Source organism: Nitrososphaerota archaeon (genome assembly GCA_029785825.1).
GTDB lineage: Archaea > Thermoproteota > Nitrososphaeria > Nitrososphaerales > Gagatemarchaeaceae > UBA183.
On record JAFLYY010000003.1, the window covers coordinates 19,703 to 37,906 of the forward strand.

Consider the following 18,204-nt stretch of genomic DNA (forward strand, 5'->3'; position numbering starts at 1 on the left):
TATGCTCAGCGCCGCTTCGCTCTCTCCAGTCGCGGCGCGAGTTCCGCCTTCATGGTCGCAATCTCGCTGCCTGCGATCTCGAATTCTAACCGCCTCCCCGACGGGCGGAGCCTCCTTCCTGCAGCCTCCAAGAGGTCGGTAGCCGTCGCCGTAAGAGGGGTCCATGCAAGTTTGACCGTCGCGCTGGCTGCCTTCCCAGACGTCTCGTAGAGGCGCAGGACGACGTCGTCGGAGCCTTCTGCCTTCTTGAAGACGGTCAAGATTACGTTGCCTGGATCGGCAGAGACGAAGGACATCTCCTTCGGCAGCCTCCCGCCGTGGCCTGGTTCCAGCACGGGCGTCAGAGGATAGTTGAACTCGTAGGCCTTCCTGGCTACGGCGGCCCTGTTGAAGTCCGAGGCGTGAGGATAGAGAGCGTAGGCAGCCTCGTGGCTCCCCTGGTCAGTCACCTGACCCTCGGACCCCTCGACCGGCGGGAGACCGAAGCCAGCCCGGAGCCTGAACGGGTACTCGGCGCTCCTGAGGAGGGTAATCCGCATGACGTCGTTCGCGACGTCGAAGCCATACTTGCAGTCGTTCAGGAGGCCCACTCCATAGGTCCCGTCTTCCGAAGGGTGGTCTATCCACTTCTGGCCGGGCGCCTCGTACTTCGACCTCTCCGCGAGAGTGGCGCCGGGAGAGACCGGATTCCTCCGCGTGATGTGGCCGTATGGGATTTCATACGTCGTGAAGTCGCCGTGGACGTCCAGCGGGAACGCCACCTTCGCTAGCCTATGCTCCGCATGCCAGTCCGCTACGAGCTCGAATTCGACCAGGGGCGAGCCCGCATAGAGGGAGATTTCCTGGACGAACCACGAATCCTCCCGACCCTCCTGGACGTACCTGTACCGTGACCTGACGCGCGCCCTGACCGGACCGCTCTCGACCAGATCCACCTTCACCGGCGAGCGCAGCTCGACGGACTTCACCCCGCCTTCCTGTTGGTAGATGAAGACCTCCCAGGCGTCGAAGATCGCCGCATCAGTCCGCGAGTTGACGCAGGACCTCCCCTTGACGGGATAGTCCTCGAAGATCTGGACCACGCCTCCCGAGTCTTTCAGGACCTCCCTGTGTGCAGCCTTGTCATGGATGCGACTGACCAGGCCTGTCGTCCTGTCTATCGTTACGAATAGGAACTTGTTCTCAAGCCTAATCTCATCTCTGCTCCCCTTGACTGAAAGGGATGTCCTCCTTTGCTTCCTACCTCGCTCCCGCACTATCCTGTATTCCTTGTACCCGATTGGGGGGACGTCGTCGGCTCTGAATATGCGCCTCCCGGGTCCGGCCTTCTGAGACGCGATTACCTCGCCCTTCGCACCCATCACCGCGCCTCCGTCCCCAAGCACGGACTCCGGAACCTCGACTATGCCGCCCCTGCTCCACGACAGCGGATTGAACACGAGGATAGACCGCCCCGCCCCTCTCGTGTCGGCCTCGCCGGCTATGGCCCTCAGCGACCCTGAGACAACGCGGTCAGCGATGGAGAATATCCGGTCGAAGTCCTTCTGAGAGTCAACATAGACTTCCGGGACGGAGGAGCCGGGGAGGACGTCATGGAACTGGTTCAGGAGGAGCTTCTCCCAGGCCTCTTTGAGCTCGTCGGCTGGGTATGCACGGCCGAACAGGTGCGCCAGCGTCGCGAACTTCTCGGCGACCTCCAGGGCGCACTCCGCCTTCCTGTTGTTCCGTTTTGTCCTGGCTTGAGTGGTGTATGTCCCCCTGTGGAATTGGAAGTAGAGCTCGTCGGCGACCTCGGGGAGCCTGTCTCCGGCCACCTCCTTCAGGTAGTCCATCGCGGTGGTGAAAGCCCCCATGACCGGTCCCTCCCCGCGGACGAGCTTCATCGCCCTCCGCGCCATCTCGTCGCTCACCCCGCCACCGTGGTCGCCTTCGCCGAAGAGGACCAGGAGGTCGTCGATTCGGTGGCGAGCCTTCAGGCGCTTCAGTTGCTCGAGCATCCTCTCATCCTCCACCTTCTCGTCGTAGGCCCCGACCATCTCGTGGGCCAGTATCGAAGAGCCGTCGGGGGAGGTCCATCGAAAGAAGTAGTGGGGGAATGCTATGGTGTCATTCCAGTTCAGCTTCTGCGTGAGGAAGAACTCCATCCCTGACTTGCGCATTATCTGGGGGAGCGTCCAGGGGAACCCGAAGGAGTCCGGGTACCAGGCCACCTTCACGTCGACCCCGAACTTCTCCTTGAAGTACATTTTGCCTAGGAGGTACTGGCGCACCAGGGACTCTCCCGACGGCATGTTGCCGTCCGACTCGACCCAGGTCCCGCCGACGATCTCCCATGTCCCCTCCCTTACCCTCTTCCTCACCCTCTCGAAGGCCTCGGGACGCTCCTCCTCCAGCCACTTGTAGTACTGGGCGCTGCTTTGGCAGAACGTCAAGGAGTACTTCTCCATCAGCCCCAGGACGCTCTCACACCCGTCGCCCAGGGCCCTCTTCGTTTCATCGAACGACCAGAGCCAGGCCGCGTCCAAGTGGCTGTGCCCCAGGAGATGGACCTTCCCTGGCAGCTTCTTCTGGCTCGCCAACCCTCCCTCCGCGCGCTCTGTGCGCCGGCGGAGCCAGATAAACGGACCTGTGGCCGAGCCCTGCGCCTGGCACCCTTGCCCCCAGCCTACGCGCTCCGGCGGCTCATGTGGCCGGTCGTAGGTTAATGAAGGGGCGCTGCTCCGAGCGCGCCATGTACGCCTGCAGGGACCACCTGGAGTGTCCGCAGAGCAGGGGCTTCGACGAGCACTACCACTCGTTCGAGAAGTGCAGCGCCTGCGGAAAGATGACCACCTGCGCCGAGTGCCTCTGTGGCTTCGGCCGCCAGTGACGATAGAGCCTGGCGAGCTTGCTCCGCCGGGACTGGGTCGTCAGGGCACTGGCCTCCGCGTCCGCAGAACCCTTATCACCTCAGGTCAGCATGCTGTTCTCATGAGCAACGGACAGCCCGAAGTGATCCTTGCCCAGGAGCAGGGAACCGAGATGCGGACCGGGGGCGTTTCGAAGGGGTTGGAGGCTGAGTTCGGGGGAGGTGTGAAGGAAGGCACGCTAGTCCTCACCAACAGGCGGCTGATATTCGTGTGCACCGACGACAAGGGCGAGGAGCTCCCCGTGGGGTACTTCGCCGAGCACCTCCTCCTCTACTCCGAGGTGGAGGGTCTGGGTGATATCCCCAACAAGGCTCCGAACGTGTTCATCCCGCTTGACTCGGCCTCGGTGAAGGGTCACAAGGGGGGGCTCGGGCGGCCGAGCCTTCGGGTCTCGTGGAGGGACGAGGGTGGAGCGCACGACGTCGTGTTCACCGAGACGCTCACCGGAAGGAGAAGGACGGATCTGAGCGACTGGGCCTCTGCCATCGAGGGGATGAGGAGCGGGACCAGGGTCCTGGTGTCTCTGCCTCCACCCCCTTCAGCCGCCACGCTCGAGGGCAAGGTGATGCACGTGCTGGCGGACATGCAGGAGAAGGGGACGCTGGAGATTGAGGAGTCTGTGGAGGACGAGTACAAGGTCGATCTGGACCCAGACCAAGTCCAGGCGGCCTGCGACCGCCTTTCCGCGCAGAAGCTCTTGGTCCGCCTGCCGGACCCGAGCGGGGACGTCTTCTACAGGAGGGCGTCGCCCCTGGGGGAAGACAGCTTCTCCAGCTGACGCGCCCTTCCAGCGCCGCGCTCTCAGTCCCTGGCTAAACTCCAAGTTCCAGGGCTCCTGCAGCGGGTGCCCTCAGGACCTGGCGTGTCTTCGGCCTCCGCGGGGCGCCTCCTGCTTCTGGGTTTGCCCCTTCAAGGGGGTTGAAGGAGAGATGCCCGGGGCTTCAACCGTGTTGCAATAAGTAACTCAGAGATTAACCAGGTGCCCTCATGCAGAAGCTTTCGGTGGTGTCCATGGCGGCCCTCCTGGCCATCGCCTGCTTCCTGGCGCTCAGCATCTTCGTCCACCCGAATAGCGCCGCGCCAGCACAGAGTCCGTCCGGATCCAGCCCGGGTGTCACAAACACGAGCGGCTCGACCGGTGGCCTCCTGACCCAGCCACCTCCCACCCAGAGCGGCGGGGGCGACGGCGGCGGCGGGGGCGACAGCTAGGCCTGGGGCTCGCGTTGAACGGGCCCCTGATACTAGGTGAAGCCTTCGGATTCTCTGCCTTAGGGTTCACGGGCGCCTCCGCGATGATAATGGCCTTCAGGGCCAAGCTAGTCAGGACGGTGGGAGGGGCTGACAGGCTCAGGTCCATACACGTGGCGGTCTCCCTGCTGGCAGCCCTATCAATCGCCGGTCATGTGTATGTCCTCTTCCTCCCTCCCGACGCGGTGCCGGTGGACCTGGGTTACGCGGCCGTGGCCCTGGGCCTGGCCCTCTGGATGACCGGGGTCGGATTCCTCGAGAGGAACAGGGACTCCTTCTTCCTCCACGGGGGCTTGGCCGTCGCCCTCGTCTGCCTGGTCACAGCCCACGCAGCGGCGTCTGGGACCGACTTCCCCCTTCTGGCGTCCCTGGCTGCCCTGGGATCGGCATCTGTGGCCGCGTTGGCCAACGCCGCTTATCATGCCAGGAAGCTACTCGGAGCCCCGAGGAGAAAGTGAATGGACAGGAGGGAATTCTTCCGCAGGGCCGCCTTGGTAGCAGTCTTCGGGGCCGTCAGTGCGGTCTCCCTCTTTGAGGCGCTGGCCAAGCTAGGCCAGTCTCAGCCTGTCTCAGTCATCACGTCCGGGGGCCAGGCCCAGGCCACGCAGGCCCCCGCGGGGATGCTCTACGTGGCACCCCTGTCGGGACTGGCAGGGAAGACCTTCGCTTACTTCAATCACCCAACCAAGGGACTTTGCATACTGGTCGACTATGCCGGCCAGTGGAGGGCCTTCAGCGCCGTCTGCACCCACGCCGGATGCACGGTTCAGTTCACTGTGTCCGAGATCTTCTGCCCTTGCCACTCGGGCTCGTTCAGCCCGGTGAACGGGAGCGTTCTCGGGGGTCCGCCGCCGACTCCGCTCCCCGAACTGGCAGTGCAGATCCAGGGCGGAGACGTCTACGTGGCCCAGTAAAACGGTCTCTCAGGCGCCTCTAGAACAGAAGAGATCAAGTACAGAGTCGCCACAAAAAACGGAGGAGTGACCCGTGGTGAACCCACGAGCCACTTAGTCTTCTGACGTGTGAAGTACGCTGCAGCTTGTTGGAGCGACTGGAAGGGCGCACGACAGCTGTGCGTCGGCTCCCTGGGACGCGATGACATGGACCGCGTAGACCTGGCCGGAGAGGACGGACGGCACTAGGACGGCTCCAGACTGGCCGAGCGAGATCTTGCCGACGAAGGTCAGGACCACACACTGGCCGGCCGAGAGTGTCAGGCCGTGGGGCCCGTTCTCGCCGGAGTCGCCGGAGACCAGTTGCATCTTCAGCGCGACGCACCCGGTGCCGGATACTGTGGAGTTGACGGGGACGAAAACCAGCTGGTCCGGCCTCTCGAACTCACAGCCATTCCCTTGGCGGCTGTCGCGGCTCTGGCTGACTGAATTGGCGTTGCCGTTCGAGCTATGGCTCTGGGTGGTGGTGCTTTGAGTGGTGGAATTCGAGGAATCTGAGCTCCCTCCATCTTGGGAGGGGCCGCTGTTGGAGTTTCCGTTGTTCTGCGTGCAGGAGAGCCCGGTGGCCGTGAAGTTGCCCTGGACCCCGATCGCGCCGAGGACCACGGAAATGCTGCCGGTGTTGTTGACCTGGACTGAGATGGTGGTCACGTTCTGGTTGACAGACAGAGCGCTGAGCTTTGCGCTCAGGTTGCCCTGGGCGTGCTGGAGCTGGCTCTGGTCCTGCGAGTCGATGTGCTGCCTGAACCCTATCTGGTCTTCGTTGCCGTTCGAAGTCCCTGCCGCGATGATGCCCACCGAGGACGGGATCATCTGGTAGCCTGTGGAGGTGCTGACTATCACCGGGTTCAGCTGAAGCAATGCTACTCTGTTCCCGGAGAGGGGCGTTGGCCTGGCCAAGGTGACCGTCAAGGTGCTCCCGCCGGTGGCAAGGGTGACGGCGGAGGTGGTCCCATTGACATCGATCTCGATGCTGCTCACGTTGAGGGTGAACGAGTAGATGGTGGAGGCGTTGGGAAGCTTCGCCAGAGCGATGGTCTGCGAGATGTTCTGAAGGCTGAGCAGGTCGATGGTCGCCTTCCCGCCCTGGGGGGTCATCGACACTGTGGTGATGACCTGCTGGCCGCTCGACGCGGGCTTGCCTACCAGCAGGCCTATGGAGGTGTAGGTCAGGTTGAGGGAAGTCGTCCCCTTGGGGACGGTCGGCGGGTCGGTGAGCTGGATAGCCAACTGGGCGGAAGTGCCGCCCTGGGCTCCCGAAGCACCGGTGGTGGTTGGTGTGCCAAAGTTGACGCCCAGGTAGAGCGTCGATGAGACTATGATGACTGCTGCGACCGCAACGGCGGCCGCTGTGTACTTTATTGTTTGTTTTCTTACGGACATCGGGCTGCCCTACCTGGGGCGCCCGGATATTGCTAGGCCATTGAAGCCTAGCCAAGGGGACCCAGACGGCCTTTCAAGGGGCTTGAACGCCCGCTCCACGGTCCAAGGGGCTCACTTCCATGAAGCGAGCCGCCGCCACACCCTGGCCGTCTCATACCATGCCACAGCCACCAATGCGAGGGATGAGGCGATCAGCAGGGGGACGTAGGACGCCGAGCCGTAAGCCATGATCGAGAAGTAGCCTACCAGCAGGGTGAACAGGACAGAGACGAATAGGAGCTGGGGGACGACCACGGCACCCACCTTCACATACCCTTCAAGGATTTCCCCCGTAGCGTCCTTCGACGCCAGATACCTCCCATAGCTGTCCTGGGTGGCATATCCTCCGTCCATCAGGCGCCTGAGATGGTAGGATGCGAGGGACGCGGTGGAAAACCCCAGGCTGGACTGCACGTCTTTGAGCTCGCACGGGCCGTGCTGGAGGACGTACAGGTACACCCGCAGGGTGTTCCCCCTCACCTCCAGACCTGAACCGGACACCTGTTTGCTCAAACCTACGACGATTCCCCGACGCAGCTGCGATTTAACGTTGAAGCTTTGGGCGCGTCAAAGCGCTGGCTTTCGGCCATCCGCGGCTCCTCTTCGTCGTCTGAGAAGCCGACGGCCCGAGGCGGTTACGCGCCTCCCGGCGGGAGGGCGTCCTGGGGCCCGCTGGATCCCCGCAGTGCCGATGGGGGCGCGACAAACCGTCGCGCGGTGAGCACGAAGGCCACGCAGGCGACCGCGCCCCCGATCGAGAAGACCCCCTGGAGCCCAGCGACTGGTATCAGGGCCACCGCCACGACAGGCGAAAGTACCTCGGCCACCCCGGACGAAGCCTGGAAGGCATAGCTGACGTTGGTGACGTCCTCTGCATCGACGGACCTGAACGCGAGGAAGTTGGCGACTGGGAAGACCATCGCATGAGGCACGCTGAAGAGGAGCATCCCGGCGACGAAGACCGGCCAGGAGGGGGCGAGCCCGACGCAGAGCGCCGAGACCACTAGGAAACCGACTGAGGCCAGGAGCACCTTCCAGGGGTCCATGTTCCTCCCCATGGAGGAGTAGCGGGCGGCCGCCGACACCAGGAACACCAGGGTGAAGAGGAGGAACGCTTCCCCAGGCGAGAAGCCGAACCTTGCTTCGGCGTATACTCCGCCGTAGGACAGGAAGACTGGGAGGAGGAGCGAGTACAGCAGGTTCACTGCGAGGGCGCGTCTGACGCTTGGCTTCGCCAGGGCTCTGGCCCAGCCGACCACCGAGGGGACCGGCGGTCTCGGGCGACCCGCTAGGCCGCCCCTCCCTGCCAAGGCCCCGACGGCTCCCAGGGCTGAGACGACGGCCAGTGCTTCAAAGACCCCCGAGAAGCCATAGACGCCATGCACTCCGTAGGCCACCAGCGGGCCGAGGACCAGCCCCGCCCCCAGAGCCGTGGAGTACACCCCGAGGCCGGTGAATGGCCGCTCAGGGGCCGAGTCCAGGTGCATGACCGCAGAGAGAAACGGCTGCGGGAGCCCCATCCCTACGCCAGACGCCAGGACCCCGAGTAGGAGGGGGATACTGGGAACCCTCGCCCCCAGTGTGAGCATCGACGCGCCCAGGATGGCGAATCCCGCCGTCGATGAGGCTGACTGGTTTCTTATTGCAAGAGTGGCCGCGGCGGCCCCGACCCCGTTCCCGAGCCACAGGACGACCACGAACACGCCCGCCTCAGAAGGGCTCGCGCCCAGGGAGATGGCGTACAGCGGGACAAGTATCGCCAGGGACGATGTCAGGAGCCGCAGGACAAGAGCGATGACGAACCCTGGCCGCATGTAGCTCTGGCTCGGGGCGGTCAACGGGCCCTGCACTCACTCCCCGAGGCGGTACACCTCTCTGAGCGCCCGGCCGACCTTCTCCGGGGAGAAGAGCGACCCCGCCCGCGCCTTCGCGTTCCTTCCCATCCTCAGCCGCGCCTCGGAGTCGTCTGCCAGCCTCTGCATGTTGTCTCTCAGACCCTCTTCGTCCCCTACCTCGGAGAGGAGCCCTGAGACGCCGTCCTGGACCACCTCGGCGATAGCGGGTATCCTGGTAGCCACGACAGGGATCCCTCTCCTCATGGCGTCTACTACGGCCAGGGCGAACGCGTCCGCCCTCGTGGGGAGCACGAAGACGTCCGTGACCGGCCAGACCTCGCTCTGCAGGGTGCCTCCGGGGAGGCTGTCGGACTGGCCGACCCGCGGGTCAGACCTGACGATCCCTCTCGACTCGGCCGTCCCGAGGGGGCCGACGAACACCAGCCTGCACCCGGAGCCTCCTTTCAGAGACCTGAACGCGCGGAGGGTGGCGTCTCCTCCCTTCCTCCGGAACTCCCTCCCGATGTAGAGGAAGTTGCACCCCCGGTGCTCCCTACCAGAGTCGAGGGCCTCGAAGGGGGGAGGGATCACAAAGACCTTCGAGGGGTCGACTCCGTCCTCGGCAAAGCCCCGCTTCGCCCACTCGGACCATGTAACCGCCCCGGCGCACCACCTCGAGTTCAGGTACGACGAGAACCCCTCGTTGGCCAGGCGCCTGACCGTCCCTCCGATGTTGTTGTACCCCAGCATGAACTGGCCGAATGACTGGTCGCTTTCGTGGACCCAGCGGCGGTCGAATTTCCTGACATCCCAGAAGAACGAATGTACGACGGCCGCCCCCTTCTGGTCTATGGGGATGATATGCTCGAGCGCGAAGCGCGCCGCCACCAGGGCGACGTTCGCGGGGTTGAACTCGTAGCTGGCGGCCCGCTTCGGGTATCTCAGCCGGTCGGTCGCCAGCTTGTACCTCACCCCCGGGGGCGGGTTCAGGAGCCTTCTCAGCGCCCCCGTCCTCGGCCCGCCAGTGAGGGGGTCTGTGGGGGCAACAACGAGGCAGTTCAAGTCGCGGGCCGGACCTCTCGGCCGCTCCCCGGCGGCCCTCTGGGGTGTCCTCTCCAAGCGCCTACGATGGGACCTTGGCGGCCTGGTCTTTAGCCAGTTCTATCAGCTCCATGGATGCGGGCCAGCCCGTGAGGTCCCTGGGCAGCTGGAAACCGTCCGAGGTGACCTTCTTTCGCCCGCCCCAGGCCACCGAAGGAGCAAGCAAGGTCTTCATCTTCATTGCCCGCGGCTTGTACTTCACCACCACTTGGAACATCTCCCTGATGACGTCGTCGATTTGCTTGGTCCTCGAGAATCCCAACGACGGGAGGACCTTGTGCTGCACCTTGTAGTAGTGCGCCTCGCTCTCGACCCGGGGGTTCCTGACCTTCTCGAAGCCGACTCTGTAGCCGAACTCTTCGGCGATGGCCTTCACCTTCTCCGCCAGCTGCACCGTGTCGAAGGTCTCGTCTATCTGGTTGACGACCCTGTAGTCGCCCTCGGCCGGAGGGTTGTCGAGCAGCAGCGACAGGCACTTTATGCTGTCGTAAAGCGACAGGTATCCTCTGGTCTGCCTCCCCTTGCCGTAGATGAGGAGGCTGTTGTAGACAACGGCCTGGGCCACGTACTTGTTGATGACCGTCCCCCAGACAGAGTCCAGGTCGAACCGCGTGGCAAGCGACTCGTCGACGATCTCACCTGTCTGGCTCCCGTAGACCACCCCCTGCATCACGTCGGTCGCCCTGAGGCCGTGTATCTTGTTGGCCAGCATCACGTTGAACGTGTCGAACACCTTGCTCAGGTGGTACCAGCTCCCCGCGGCCCTGGGGAACATCGCCCTGTGCCTTCGCCCGTTCCTCCGGATCTCCACCGGGCCCTCAGTGATCTCGATGTTCGGCGTCCCGTACTCCCCCATGGTGTTTCCACTGAAGGCTGACTTTCCTCTTCGCCTTACCAGTATCACTCCGGTGGGAACAGTGCAGCAGTAGACGAGGCCGTTGTAAGGCTCCCAGGCTTGGCTTCGCCTGCGAGCCTTCGCGTTGGGGTGCCTCGAAATGCTGAGGTAATACTCGCTTGGCCCTTTGCGCCGATGTTCACAAATGGTGGCACCATAGCCCAGTTTGGTTGCTATCTCCTGGACATCCGAGAGCAGGCGCATCGACTTGCTGTAGTAATACATCGACCCTGTCTTCTTCCAGACATGACCGTCGCCTAGCATGAGGGCATCGAAGAGTATTCGGAGCTGCCTCTTGCTCACGTTCTTGAGCGCAACCGGGATATATTTCTTGGAGGAGTCCCCGAAACGAGAAAGATAGTTGGCAAGGTGGTTATCAGAGATTTCAAGATTGAGCATGACGGTCCCACGTCGCCGGTCTGTCTCTTCGGATTCTGTGGCGTTCAACCCCAGTCCATTGACAGCATCCCTTGCCGCATCGGCCTTCCAAGAGCCCTTCTCCTGATAGGTGTAGGTCGCCGTGGGTTCGCCGCCTCTGCGTCGTACGGTGCCCTCGGCTATGAACCAGCCAAAGAATCTCAACCAGTTGTCCATCCTGAACGCTTGGGACTGGGCCAGCCTGCTATGTCCATAGTAGCTCCTCACCTGCATGGCCGGGAGTTCAAAGACATCTACGTCGGGCTGCATCCAGACCCCTGACTTTGGCACCGAGAAGTTCTTTCCGAATACCTCTTCAGAGGTTCCTACACGAATGGGTCCCGCTCTGTTCCGATATTGTGCCCCCGTATACCTGTGAATCACCCGATGATTTGGTGTTATCAGGAAGTCGATGTTTTGGGTCTTGATTCTGAGCATCCGCCCGGAGTACTGGTAGGCAACGATATTCGAAGGCCTGTGGTATTGTATCTCTTCAGTCAGAGGATCAAGGCAACAGACCTCGTCGTCGTACTTCAGGTCGAAGAAGTGCTTCCAGCCATCCCTTGTCAGAACCTCTGTTTCTTCGTCGTAGCAACCCATCTTCAGGAGGTGGGCCTCCGGGACGTGTCTTGTCATCGAGAAGACTATGTTCAGGTTCGTGGCTACGTTGTTCAGCTCGGTGTAGAGCGCGTGCTCCTGGTCTATCATGCTGAACGGCGCGCTCCGCTGCTGGGCGAGGTGTACCACGCTCTGGGGCTGGTACTTCGAGATCACCCAGTCCACTTCCTTCGGATCCCTGGCGTCCGCCCGGACAAAAGTCAGGTTGTCCTTCCCCGAAGCGCGCTGATACGCCGCCACCCGCGAGGACGGGCTTCCAATGGGGACCAGAGAGTCCGACCCAACTGACTCCACCAGCCGCCGGGTCACCAGGTTGTCGACTATCACGACGTTCTTCTCGGTGCGCCATGCGAGGTGCAGGGAAAGGGGCCATCCGATGTAGCCGTCCCCGCCGAAGACTACGACAGAGTCCTTCAACGGCACGGCCCGCCTCGCAGGACTCTCAACTCGCGGAACCTCCTCGGAGGTGTATATATTCGCAGAGAACGTTGCGTATGAACGCAACGTTCAGACAGCAGGGACCGCCTCAGATGGACACGCCGAAAGCGGAAAGGAAGCTCTGGGCGCGCCTCACTTCGCTCACGAATTCCCTCCCCTTGCGGGTTATGGTGTAGTATCGGTTTCCACCGTTGTTCACCTCCGTGAGGAGGTCCCTCTTCTGGAGTTCGGCCAGGTGCTTCATGAGCCTGTCGTGAGGGAGGTTCGCCCTCTGGAGCAGCCTGGTCGTCTTCGCGTTGCCTTCTTCGTCGGCCGCGTTCAATATGTCGAGATAGATCCTTATGGTGCTCCTCTGCTTCTCAGACTGAGCCAATTCTCCCACTCCGGACCACGAACAGGAGGAGAAGGCAGAACCCTGCAAGGTTCGCCGTCCCGCCGAGGAGGTACAGGTCTCCCGAGGCCAGCAGGCTCCCCAGCAGCTCGCCAAGGTGGGAAAGCGCTATGAACGCGAAGCCCAGCAACACATAGAGCGACAGCCTGTTCTTCAGCTCCGAGTATGCCATGGCTCCCTGGAAGACGACGAATGAGACGAGCACGAGGATTACCAGTTCTCCGATGTCGAGGACCAGTGTGCCGAAGAGGAGCGGCGCCGCCTGCACGGCTAGGACCGCGGCACCCGTTCCCATCCCATCAGAGGATGCTCCTCTCTGGACCCGGATGGTATACCCGGTCCCGATAAGGAGGTATGCTGCGGACTGGAGGACTAGATAGACGCCCGTGGCACCGTAAACCAGGGCCTCCCTGTCCACGAACCTGCCGACGTTGAACTCGGCCAGGAGATATATCGAGCCCTGAACCAGGAGACCGACCCCGAGCAGCATGAACCCGACGCTGAGGAGCCTGAGGAAGCTCGAGCCCGTCACCCTCCTGTACCTGAACGCGTAGTAGCTGACAGCGAGGGCCACCACGCCGCTGAAGAGGCTCAGGATGGAGTTCTCGATGAAGTACGGGTGAATCACTTGCTAGGTTCCTCCTTTCGAAGGGGCAGACGTGTGGAATGACTGCAGGTGTGTGAGCCCTGTTTTCAAAGAGCGCCTTGCAGTAGTTTTGGCAGGAGGTGATATAGGTTTTCAATGGCCACGAATCTCCGCCCAGCTTCTGGTTGGCCGCAGCTGGGTGAAAGGGGGCCACCCGGGGCGGCGCGCCGGACAGTCGGGCAGGCAGGCGCCAAGGATAAGTCGTGCCAGGCAAGGGCCAGGGACCGGTTGGCCAGGTCAGCCTCCAAGGTCAAGGGCCTCTTCACGGCGCTTCTGACCCCATTCGACGACGAAGGGCGGGTGGACACGGACCGCTTGTCGAAGCTGGTCCGCTTCCAGCTGTCGAATGGGGCCGACGGGATCTTCCCCTGCGGGAGCACGGGGCTCGGTCCGATGCTCACGGTCGAGGAGAGGAAGTCGGTGGCCGAGGCGGTCATAGCCACAGCGCGCAAGAAGGTCCCGGTCGTGGTCCAGGTCGGGGCAGCAGACACCGCGTCAGCGGTCGAGTTGGCGAAGCACGCCGAAGACGCCGGGGCATACGCCGTGGCAAGTCTGACCCCCTACTACTACAGGCCCGGAGACCGGGCCGTGGCGAAGCACTTCGAGGCGCTCGCCCAGGCTGTGGATATGCCCGTCCTGGCCTACAACATACCTCAGTTGACCGGCAACAACCTCCAGGCGAAGACGGTCGCAGAGCTGGCAAAGAGAGGTATCATCTCGGGGCTCAAGGACTCTTCGCGGGACTTCCTGCACCTCCTGGAGCTGATGGACGCGGTCCCGGACCGCTTCCCTGTGATGAACGGGACCGAGGAGTATGGGCTCTTCGCGATCAACTCAGGCGCCTCCGGCCTGGTTTCGGGGGGAGCCTGCGCCCTCCCCGAGCTCCTCGCGTCGATGTTCTCGGCGGTGAGGAAGGGAGACCACGCCGCGGCCCTGGCCGCACAGAACCAGGTCCGGGCGTTCAAGGGACTGGTGAAACAGAATCAGATCTCGGCCTACTACGAAATACTCAGAGCGCGTGGGATGGACTGCGGGTCCCCGAGGAGACCGCTGCTCCCGCTGGATAAGGTCGAGGCGAAGAGGATTACCGACGGCCTGAGGGCCCTGGGCCTCCTCTAAGAGAGGGCCGCAATCTCCTTGTACCTGAAGCAGCCTGTGACGTGGTCGTTCACCATCCCGGTGGCCTGCATGTGGGCGTAGCATATGGTCGGCCCCACGAACCTGAATCCCCTGGCCATCAGGTCCTTGCTCATGGCCTGCGCCTCCGGAGTAACCGCCGGGATGTCTTTGAGCGCGCGCCATCTGTTGACCTTCGGCTTTCCGCCGACGAACCTCCAGACATACTCGTCGAACGACCCGAACTCCTCCTGGACATTGACGAACGCCTTCGCGTTCTGCACCGCGGCATTCACCTTGAGGCGGTTCCTGACGATCCCCGGGTCCGCCAGCAGACTCCGGACCGCCCGTTGGTCGTAGTTCGCCACCCGCTTCGGGTCGAACCCTTCGAAGGCCCGCCTATAGTTCTCCCGCTTCTTCAGTATCGTGTACCAGCTCAGGCCAGCCTGGGCCCCCTCGAGCACAAGGAACTCGAACAGCAGCCGGTCGTCGTGGAGGGGGATCCCCCACTCCATGTCGTGGTACTCTTGGAGGAGCGGCATGTCCAACGAAGACCAGCCACACCTCTTCACAGGCTTCACATCGCCAGACCCTCCCGTGCCCGGATTCAACCCTTCTGGTCAGCGAAGGAAGACGTATACGCCGCCACGGAGGGGTTGCGGGCGTGCCGGTCTGCCCAAAGTGCGGGAAGTTGATCAGCGCCAAGAAGTTCAAGAGGCATCTGGAGCGGTGCGGCTCGACCCACAAGCACCACACGGCGCCCCTTACTTCAGGGGACAACTTCCTCGAACGGGTATGAAGCTTAAAACCACCCCGTGACCCAGCCCGTTTTCAGGTGCCCTGGTCGTATAGAGGTCAGTATGCTGCCCTGTCACCGGCTATGGGCCGGCAGAGCGGCAGCGACCCGGGTTCGAAATCGCTGAGACGAAAGTCCCGGCCAGGGCGCCACCACATGCGCGGTAACGCCCTTACACCTTTTAGATGGTGGGACGGCTGAGGACATACACTTCTACGGGAAGAAGCTCGCTTCGTACCTGAAGGGGCTCGACAGCCTGATCGGGAACCCGGAAGACAGGAAGCTGATCAGGGCCTACCTCGACCACCTGAAAGCGCAAGGACTGAGCACGGCTAGGCTTTACAAGACCACGTGGACCTTCGTCGATATCAGGAAGAGGCTCACTTCAAGGACCTTCAAAGCGGCCACGAGGAAGGACATCGAAAGGCTCGTGGCGGAGATCCACTCGCCCGAGTACACGGCCGACATGAAGTCTGACCACACGAAGATCCTCAAGAGGTTCTACAAGTTCGTGAGGTATGGCAACTGAGATAGGAAGACGCAGCACCCGCCGGAAGTCGCCTGGGTGGATACCTCGATCAAGAGGAACGAGATGAAAGAGCCCCGAGGTCGAAGGCCAGTTCGTCAGGGGTCTGCCTTTCACCACATGCCAGTTCGACCAGGGTCGCCGCGACGTCGAGTTGAACACGGAAGTCGACGTATTCTTCAACGGCCTTGCCCCATTGCTTTGTCTGGCTCCTGATGAAGTCGTACACCTCCTTGGGAGCGCGAGCTTCACGGTGAAGCCCGAGCCGTCTTCAGTCGCCATCCTCACACACCTTTCTTCGTGGCGGCGTACCCGGGGTACTCCTCTTCAAGGAACTTCGTTGCGTCGTATTCGAAGTGGTCCTTGGCTGCCTCGATTGAATCCTCGAGCATTTGCGCCAGGACAGACTCTAGGTTCGAGTTCGTAGCATCGCACAAGCTCCCGATCAGGGCCAAGTGCCCTGCTCTGATCGGTACAGTTACTTGTGCGGCCCTCGAAAAGACTTCCTCGCACCTCGTCCTGTACAACTTTTCACGCTCTTCTGCGCTCACTCTCTCGCCCCCTGTAGGGTCCTCACAATCTCCGAGTCGGGTATCCTGTACTGTCCCGAAGGGAGCTCCACGGCATTGATCTTTCCCCCTGGTGATCCAGGCCCATATCGTCTGCCTGCTCACGTTCAGGAGCTCGGCAGCTTCGTTCGGTTTGTGCAGCCGTCTGCTGTTTGACATACCATAACATAAAAGACAAATCCGAACCGATCACAGCACTTCATAGGATATTTCCTAGTGGTGTCAGGTTGGAGCGTTGTCGCCCAAACATTCATGCCCGGCCACATCTGCCGGGCAGGTCTCGACCCGATGGATCAGCGCAGCCCGCTTCCATCCTCTCCTTTGCCATCCTGACGGAGGTCCCTCACGCTGGTGACGACACGAGCTTGGCAGATGGTGGCGTCTCCGGCCCCGCCGGGGTGGCGGTGACTCTCCCGCCGCTCATGCTTTCGTAGTCGCGCTGTATTCTCGGGCCGATCAGCACGAACCCTAAGAATATCAACATGACGAACGCCGCCAGCGAATACCACCCCCACGCCGGAGCGGATGACAACAGCTCGAAGCTGGCCGGCCCGACCGCCGCGGCCGTCGACCTCCCCGAAGAGGTCGCGGCGTAGTAGTACCCCTGGTAGGTCCCTCTGTTCCCCGACTTCGAGAACAGTGCCATCACCGTCTGCGACGGGACGGTCGCCATGACCTCCCCCAGCGTCAGGACGACCATGACCGCTTCATACTGGAGGAACCCGGTGGAGAGCCCGGCCATCAAAAAGCTGGCGACCAGCAGGAGCGGGGAGATGAGGAGGGGGAGCACCAGGGTCCTCGCCCTCTGGACCATGTTGATGAGCGGCAACTGGAGGAGGACGATGACCCCCCCGTTGGTCGCGAAGAGGTATCCTATCTCGGTGTTGGTAAAGTGCAGGAAGTATGCCACGTAGAGGGCCAGGGGTTGGATTTCGTACCCCACGGCGAAGAACAGGCCCGCCGCCAGGAACAGGAAGCCGATGATGTTCCTGTCCTCCTTCCACGACAGCAGCCGCCGCGACGGCCCCTCGCTGGCGTCCTCCGACGCCCTGACCCCTCCAGAGATCCGGAAGGCCGTGAGCAGTATCACCGGGACGATCATGACTGCGCTGATGAAGAAGACGATCGCATAGCCGTACGCGTCCGTGATGGGCCCCCCCAGCGCAGGGCCGATGGCGAAACCCAGGTTCCCGCCTATGGTCAGCAGGTTGTAGCCGGACCGGATCTGGTTGACAGGCTGGCCTGCGATGATAGACCCGGTGGCGGGGTGGGAGAGCCCCCTCAGGAAGGAGAACAGAGGGTACGAGACGAAGAAGTAGATGGCGGGCGAGTTGTCCAGGACCATGAAACCCAGGACGACCGAAGCTACGATCGAGGCGTAGTATCCGGCCAGCATCACCCGCCTCGGCCCCGCGGCGTCGGTCAGCCTTCCGCCGACTAGCCGGCTCAACAGGGTGAAGACTCCTGCGGCAAAGTACACCGCCCCTGTGGCCGCCAGATTGATGCCTCTGACCTCTAGGAGGTAGAGGCCGAAGAACGGCATGGCCATGGAGAAGCCGAACGAGTTCAGCGTCCTGATGGCGAAGAGCGCCCAGGCCTCCCCCTGTAGGCCTCTGAGCCCGTCGAGCCCGTACCTCGAAGAAAACGACAAACTTCGCGTCGTCTCTACGCCCGGCTTCCCGACGCCGGGTCCTGCTGCCTGAAGCCTAGTCCAGCAGAATCCATCTTCTTCACGCAGTCGCCACAGCGGAGCCCTCGCGGGGTCCGGTAGAGCCTGATCTTGGCCCCGCACTGGGGGCACTCCTTGTACTGGCCCTTGGACTGGCGACCTGGTTCCTCCATGGAGCCGCCCCCTCGCACACCCTCTTCTTATCCGCTGCTGAATGAGCTTCCCTGTCTTAAATATGGGGGCCGGGGCCGCTCAGCAAAGTGTCAGAATATCACTCAGATGGTGCCCGCCGTTGAGCGGCTTCGAGTCTTTCCCCCTGAGCCCTGCCATAAGGAAGGGGGTCGCCTCCTCAGGCTACGTAAGGCCCTTCCCCATCCAGGCCCAGGCAATAGGCCCGCTCCTGGAAAGGAGGAATCTCATAGGCCAGGCCAAGGCCGGCTCGGGCAAGACCCTCGCCTTCGGCATCCCGCTAGTGCAGTCTGTCGACACGTCCCAGGGGCGCGTCCAGGCTCTGGTGCTCGCACCCACGAGGGAGCTCGCGGTGCAGATAACCCTCGAACTCCAGAAGATCGGGTCCTACACGTCCGTGAGGGTGGTGACCGTTTATGGGGGGCAGTCGATGAACGTACAGCTGGACGCCCTAAGGAGGGGCGCC

Annotated in this window: 21 protein-coding genes and 1 tRNA gene; 8 read left to right on the forward strand and 14 right to left on the reverse strand. The window is 62.6% G+C overall.

The features are described from left to right. Positions 1-5: 5 nt before the first annotated feature. Positions 6-2,579: an alpha-mannosidase gene (locus tag JRN21_10325; GenBank protein MDG6989695.1), complete on the reverse strand. Its 2,574-nt coding sequence runs from the start codon at positions 2,577-2,579 to the stop codon at positions 6-8. Positions 2,580-2,704: 125 nt separating this feature from the next. Between JRN21_10325 and JRN21_10330 the strand changes: the two genes are divergently transcribed. The 5 genes from JRN21_10330 to JRN21_10350 all read left to right on the forward strand — a co-directional run bounded on the left by JRN21_10330 (position 2,705) and on the right by JRN21_10350 (position 5,071). Next, positions 2,705-2,869 (forward strand): hypothetical protein, encoded by a 165-nt coding sequence (locus tag JRN21_10330; GenBank protein ID MDG6989696.1) that lies wholly within the window; start codon positions 2,705-2,707, stop codon positions 2,867-2,869. A gap of 101 nt (positions 2,870-2,970) precedes the next feature. Then, entirely contained in the window at positions 2,971-3,687 is a 717-nt protein-coding gene (locus JRN21_10335) for a hypothetical protein (protein MDG6989697.1), read from the forward strand. A 209-nt stretch (positions 3,688-3,896) separates the two neighbouring features. Next, positions 3,897-4,118 (forward strand): hypothetical protein, encoded by a 222-nt coding sequence (locus JRN21_10340; GenBank protein MDG6989698.1) that lies wholly within the window; start codon positions 3,897-3,899, stop codon positions 4,116-4,118. Between the two features lie 14 nt (positions 4,119-4,132). Continuing rightward, positions 4,133-4,615 (forward strand): hypothetical protein, encoded by a 483-nt coding sequence (locus tag JRN21_10345; GenBank protein ID MDG6989699.1) that lies wholly within the window; start codon positions 4,133-4,135, stop codon positions 4,613-4,615. After that, positions 4,616-5,071 carry a Rieske 2Fe-2S domain-containing protein gene (locus JRN21_10350; GenBank protein ID MDG6989700.1) on the forward strand — a complete coding sequence of 152 codons (456 nt, stop codon included), beginning with the start codon at positions 4,616-4,618 and terminating at the stop codon, positions 5,069-5,071. It abuts the gene before it with no gap. Between the two features lie 93 nt (positions 5,072-5,164). Here the strand turns inward: JRN21_10350 and JRN21_10355 are convergent, their stop codons facing one another. The 7 genes from JRN21_10355 to JRN21_10385 all read right to left on the reverse strand — a co-directional run bounded on the left by JRN21_10355 (position 5,165) and on the right by JRN21_10385 (position 12,855). Beyond that, positions 5,165-6,493 carry a hypothetical protein gene (locus JRN21_10355; protein ID MDG6989701.1) on the reverse strand — a complete coding sequence of 443 codons (1,329 nt, stop codon included), beginning with the start codon at positions 6,491-6,493 and terminating at the stop codon, positions 5,165-5,167. Between the two features lie 111 nt (positions 6,494-6,604). Beyond that, positions 6,605-7,045: a hypothetical protein gene (locus tag JRN21_10360; protein ID MDG6989702.1), complete on the reverse strand. Its 441-nt coding sequence runs from the start codon at positions 7,043-7,045 to the stop codon at positions 6,605-6,607. A gap of 122 nt (positions 7,046-7,167) precedes the next feature. Next, positions 7,168-8,370 carry an MFS transporter gene (locus JRN21_10365; GenBank protein ID MDG6989703.1) on the reverse strand — a complete coding sequence of 401 codons (1,203 nt, stop codon included), beginning with the start codon at positions 8,368-8,370 and terminating at the stop codon, positions 7,168-7,170. Between the two features lie 12 nt (positions 8,371-8,382). Beyond that, positions 8,383-9,486 (reverse strand): glycosyltransferase family 4 protein, encoded by a 1,104-nt coding sequence (locus JRN21_10370; GenBank protein MDG6989704.1) that lies wholly within the window; start codon positions 9,484-9,486, stop codon positions 8,383-8,385. A gap of 4 nt (positions 9,487-9,490) precedes the next feature. Then, positions 9,491-11,815, reverse strand: coding sequence for an NAD-dependent epimerase/dehydratase family protein (locus JRN21_10375; GenBank protein ID MDG6989705.1), 2,325 nt, complete (start codon positions 11,813-11,815; stop codon positions 9,491-9,493). Between the two features lie 109 nt (positions 11,816-11,924). After that, positions 11,925-12,209: a hypothetical protein gene (locus JRN21_10380; GenBank protein MDG6989706.1), complete on the reverse strand. Its 285-nt coding sequence runs from the start codon at positions 12,207-12,209 to the stop codon at positions 11,925-11,927. Continuing rightward, positions 12,196-12,855, reverse strand: coding sequence for a hypothetical protein (locus JRN21_10385; protein MDG6989707.1), 660 nt, complete (start codon positions 12,853-12,855; stop codon positions 12,196-12,198). Before JRN21_10385 ends, JRN21_10380 begins: the two co-directional genes overlap by 14 nt. Positions 12,856-13,101: 246 nt before the next feature. On the opposite strand from JRN21_10385, the gene JRN21_10390 reads away from it, so the two are divergent. Then, positions 13,102-13,992 carry a dihydrodipicolinate synthase family protein gene (locus tag JRN21_10390; GenBank protein ID MDG6989708.1) on the forward strand — a complete coding sequence of 297 codons (891 nt, stop codon included), beginning with the start codon at positions 13,102-13,104 and terminating at the stop codon, positions 13,990-13,992. Here the strand turns inward: JRN21_10390 and JRN21_10395 are convergent. Further along, positions 13,989-14,570 (reverse strand): DNA-3-methyladenine glycosylase I, encoded by a 582-nt coding sequence (locus JRN21_10395; GenBank protein MDG6989709.1) that lies wholly within the window; start codon positions 14,568-14,570, stop codon positions 13,989-13,991. The two genes, JRN21_10390 and JRN21_10395, sit on opposite strands and share 4 nt — an antisense overlap. Positions 14,571-14,826: 256 nt before the next feature. Here JRN21_10395 and JRN21_10400 point away from each other — a divergent pair. Beyond that, positions 14,827-14,937: transfer RNA gene (locus tag JRN21_10400), tRNA-Asp, on the forward strand. Between the two features lie 187 nt (positions 14,938-15,124). On the opposite strand, the gene JRN21_10405 is transcribed toward JRN21_10400, so the two are convergent. The 5 genes from JRN21_10405 to JRN21_10425 all read right to left on the reverse strand — a co-directional run bounded on the left by JRN21_10405 (position 15,125) and on the right by JRN21_10425 (position 17,722). Beyond that, complete coding sequence (locus tag JRN21_10405; GenBank protein MDG6989710.1) at positions 15,125-15,280, reverse strand: hypothetical protein; 156 nt, start codon at positions 15,278-15,280, stop codon at positions 15,125-15,127. A gap of 83 nt (positions 15,281-15,363) precedes the next feature. Next, entirely contained in the window at positions 15,364-15,540 is a 177-nt protein-coding gene (locus tag JRN21_10410) for a hypothetical protein (protein ID MDG6989711.1), read from the reverse strand. 55 nt (positions 15,541-15,595) lie between these two features. Next, on the reverse strand, positions 15,596-15,862 hold the full coding sequence (locus JRN21_10415; GenBank protein MDG6989712.1) for a hypothetical protein: 267 nt from the start codon (positions 15,860-15,862) through the stop codon (positions 15,596-15,598). Positions 15,863-16,223: 361 nt separating this feature from the next. Then, the gene (locus JRN21_10420) at positions 16,224-17,531 is read right to left on the reverse strand and encodes an MFS transporter (GenBank protein ID MDG6989713.1); all 1,308 of its coding nucleotides are present in this window, start codon (positions 17,529-17,531) and stop codon (positions 16,224-16,226) included. A 14-nt stretch (positions 17,532-17,545) separates the two neighbouring features. Then, on the reverse strand, positions 17,546-17,722 hold the full coding sequence (locus JRN21_10425) for a hypothetical protein (protein MDG6989714.1): 177 nt from the start codon (positions 17,720-17,722) through the stop codon (positions 17,546-17,548). Positions 17,723-17,841: 119 nt separating this feature from the next. Between JRN21_10425 and JRN21_10430 the strand changes: the two genes are divergently transcribed. Continuing rightward, positions 17,842-18,204: DEAD/DEAH box helicase (locus tag JRN21_10430; GenBank protein MDG6989715.1), on the forward strand; the 363-nt coding region annotated here is incomplete at its 3' end.